At 73.4% G+C, this 3,463-nt stretch carries 4 protein-coding genes; 3 read left to right on the forward strand and 1 reads right to left on the reverse strand.

What is annotated here, in order from left to right:
* Positions 1 to 1,136, forward strand: a 1,136-nt coding sequence (locus tag HMPREF0731_RS23040) for an ABC transporter permease subunit (protein ID WP_007002545.1), incomplete at its 5' end; no start/stop codon positions are given.
* Positions 1,137 to 1,245: 109 nt separating this feature from the next.
* The gene (locus HMPREF0731_RS03050) at positions 1,246 to 1,629 is read left to right on the forward strand and encodes a DoxX family protein (RefSeq protein WP_007002546.1); all 384 of its coding nucleotides are present in this window, start codon (positions 1,246 to 1,248) and stop codon (positions 1,627 to 1,629) included.
* Between the two features lie 39 nt (positions 1,630 to 1,668).
* Here HMPREF0731_RS03050 and mbfA read toward each other — a convergent pair whose 3' ends face one another.
* Positions 1,669 to 2,625, reverse strand: a complete 957-nt coding sequence (gene mbfA / locus HMPREF0731_RS03055) for an iron exporter MbfA (protein WP_007002547.1) — start codon at positions 2,623 to 2,625, stop codon at positions 1,669 to 1,671.
* A gap of 173 nt (positions 2,626 to 2,798) precedes the next feature.
* Here mbfA and HMPREF0731_RS03060 point away from each other — a divergent pair.
* Positions 2,799 to 3,463, forward strand: a 665-nt coding sequence (locus HMPREF0731_RS03060; protein WP_007002548.1) for a VOC family protein, incomplete at its 3' end; no start/stop codon positions are given.

Raw genomic sequence — 3,463 nt, forward strand, 5'->3', positions numbered from 1 at the left:
GCGGGCTCGGCGCCGCGCCGGGCGTGGCGCTGCGGCGCGTGGTCTGGCCGCTGCTCTGGCCGGGGGTGCTGGCCGGGCTCGGCCTCGCCTATGTCGCGGCGCTGGGCAATTTCGGCATCGCCGCGCTGCTCGGCATTCCCGGCCGCTACCCGCTGCTGACGGTGCTGATCTGGCAGCGCCTCTCCGCCACCGGGCCGGCGGCGCTGTCGCAGGTGGCGGCGCTGTCACTGCTGCTGGCGGCGCTGGCCCTGCCGGGGCTGCTGCTGCAGTTCCGCGCCGCGCGCGGCATCGCCTGGCGCGCCGGCAAGCCCTTCGCGCCGCTGCCGGCGAGCCTGGGCAGCCGCCTGGCCCTGCTGCCGCTGGCGCTCTACCTGCTGGCGGTGCTGGCGCTGCCGCTGGCGGCTTTGCTGTGCAGCGCGCTGGTGCCGGCCATGGGCGTGCCGCTCTCGGCGCGGAGCGTCACGCTGCGGCATTTCGCCGCCACCGTCGCGCCGGGGGCGCACACAATGGCGGCGCTGGGCAATTCGCTGCTGCTGGCCGGGGGAGCCGCTCTGGTGCTGGCGCTGGCGGCGCTGCCGGTGGCGCTGTCGCTGAAACACCGCGCGGTGCGCTGGGCCAGCGCCGGCATCGACCTGCCCTATGCCCTGCCCGGCGCCTGCACGGCGGTGGCCGCCATCCTGCTGGTGCTGACCCTGCCGGGGGGCGGCGCCGTCTATGGCACGATGGGGCTGATCCTGTTCGCCTATCTCTCGCGTTTCCAGGCGCTGGCGCTGCGCCCGGTAGCCGCCGCCGCCGCGCGGCTGGACCCGGCGCTGGAGATGGCGGCGCGCGGCCTGGGCGCCGGGCTGTGGCTGCGGCTCTCCGCCGTGCAGCTGCCGCTGCTGGCGCCCGCGCTGGCGGCCGGCGCCATCCTGGTGGTGCTGCTGGCGGTGAACGAGGTGACGATCAGCTCGCTGCTGCACGGGCCGGGCACGCAGACGCTGGGCCTGCTGGTGTTCAACCTGCAGGAGGGCGGCCAGGGGCCGCAGGCGGCGGCGGTGGCCTGCCTGGCGCTGCTGCTGGTGGCCGGGCTGATGGGGCTGGCGACGCTGCTCGGCCGCCGCCTGCCGCCGGGTACCCTGCCCTGGCGGCTGTAGCGCCGGGCGGCTGTGACGCAGCGTCACATCGCGGGGCGTTTGCGAATCCTTCGCAGCACTCTATCTGGAACCCGAGCGGGGGCGGCCCCGCCCCGATCGGGAGATAACAATGACCGCTTCCCTCCACCGCTTCGCGCCGCTGGCGCTGGCGGCGCTGCGCATCATGTCGGCGCTGCTGTTCCTGGCGCATGGCACGCAGAAGCTGCTGGGCTTCCCCGCCCCGCCGGCCAATGGCCTGCCCGCCGCCTTCACCCTCTCCTGGACCGCCGGGGTGCTCGAACTGGTGGGTGGCGCGCTGCTGGTGGTCGGGCTGTTCACCCGCCCGGTGGCCTTCGTGCTGTCGGGCCTGATGGCCTTCGCCTATTTCCTGGCGCATGCCCCGCGCAACTTCTACCCGCTGCTGAATGGCGGCGACGCGGCGATCCTGTTCTGCTTCGTCTTCCTCTATCTGGTCTTCGCCGGCCCGGGCGCGCTGGCGCTCGACAAGCGCTGAGCCGCGCGGCCCGCGGGATGTCTCCCGCGGGCCACCGCCTCAGGCGCTGCCGATCAGGATGCCGGTCAGCAGCACCAGCGCGCCGCCCAGCACCACCTGCAGGATGGCGCTGCCGAAGGGCGTCTCCATGTAGCGCCAGCGGATCCAGGCGATGGCGAACAGTTCCACCGCCACCACCAGCGCCGCCACCGCCGTCGCCGTCCAGAAATCGCCGATCAGGTAAGGCAGGGTGTGGCCGAGCCCGCCCAGCGCCGTCATCACCCCGCACACCACGCCGCGCAGCCAGGGATGGCCGCGCCCGGTGATGGCGCCGTCATCCGACAGCGCCTCGGTCAGCCCCATGCTGATGCCGGCGCCGGCCGAGGCCGCCAGCCCCACCAGCAGCGCATCGCCGGAATTCTGCGTGGCGAAGGCGGCGGCGAAGATCGGCGCCAGGGTCGAGACCGAACCGTCGATCAGCCCCGCCAGCCCCGGCTGCACCACCTGCAGCAGCAGCATGCGCCGCGCCTCGACATCCTCGGCGCGGCGCACCCCGTCGGGCAGCGCCTCCGCCTCCAGCGCCGCGGCGCGCGCCTCGTGCTTCTGCTCCACCTCGGCCAGGTCGCCCAGCAGGCGGCGGATCTCGACATCGCGCGCGCGCTCGGCGGCGCGGGCATAGAAGCGCCCGGCCTCGCGCTCCATCAGCGCCGCCTGGGCGCGCACCGTCTCCAGCCGCAGATCCGGCGCCAGCCAGAGCGGGTGGCGCTTCAGGAAGCCGCGCACGTCCTGGCGGGTGATGTAGGGCATCTCGGCGCCGAATTTCTGCTCGTACAGCGCCAGCAGCCGGTGCCGGTGGCCCTGCTCCTCCTCCGCCATGCCGTCGAACAGCGCGGCGGTGCCGGGATAGGGGCCGCGCAGCCGCAGCGCGAAGCTGCGGTAGATGCGCGCATCCTCCTCCTCATTGGCGATGGCGAGGGCCAGGGTCTCGGCCTCGCTGAGTTCGTCGAACCGCTTCATGATTCCGCGCCTCCTGCCGGCTTTTCTCCGCCCGCGGGCGCTGCGGGGCAAGCGGCAGATCAGGAAAATGCAAATCTTTTCATGATGTTATGGAGAATGCGTGGCAATCGCAGCCGGGCTTCGCAAAGCCCGCCCGAGCGTCCAGTATCGGCGCCCGAACCGGAGGATGTTGCATGACCGCGCTGCTGAAGCCCGCCATCGACCATGTGGTGATCCATGTCGGCCCCGAGCTGGACGCGGCCGCCGAGCGCTACAGCCGGCTGGGCTTCCAGCTGACCGAGCGCGGCCACCACACGATGGGGTCGAGCAACAACCTGGCGATCTTCGGCACCGACTATCTGGAGCTGCTGGGCTATGAGCCCGGCCGCGCCACCGACCGCGCCGCGCTGTGGCAGATGCCGAACGGCCTGGGCGGGCTGGTGTTCAAGCCGACCGGAGAGGCGGATTTCCGCGACCGCCTCGCCGCCGCCGGCCTGCCCGTCTCGGAAAGCCGCGAATTCTCCCGCCCCGTGGCGCTGCCCGATGGCAGCGCGCCGGATGCGCGCTTCCGCGTCACCCATCTCGGGCCGGAGGTGGCCTTCAACGGCCGCGTCTTCTTCTGCCACCATTTCACGCCGGAGCTGGTCTGGCGCCAGGAATGGCAGCGCCACGCCAATGGCGTCACCGGCATCGCCGAGTTCGGCATCGTGAGCAACGACCCGGCCCGCGCGGTGGCCCCCTATGCCAGGCTGTTCGGCGACGAGGCGGTGCAGGAGCTGCCGGGCGGCCGCGCCATCCTGGCCGCCGGCGGCGCCCGCGTGCTGGTGCTGCGGCCGGAGGCGGCGGCGCTGCACTGGGG

The sequence above is a fragment of the Pseudoroseomonas cervicalis ATCC 49957 genome (genome assembly GCF_000164635.1).
Classification (GTDB): Bacteria; Pseudomonadota; Alphaproteobacteria; order Acetobacterales; family Acetobacteraceae; genus Pseudoroseomonas; species Pseudoroseomonas cervicalis.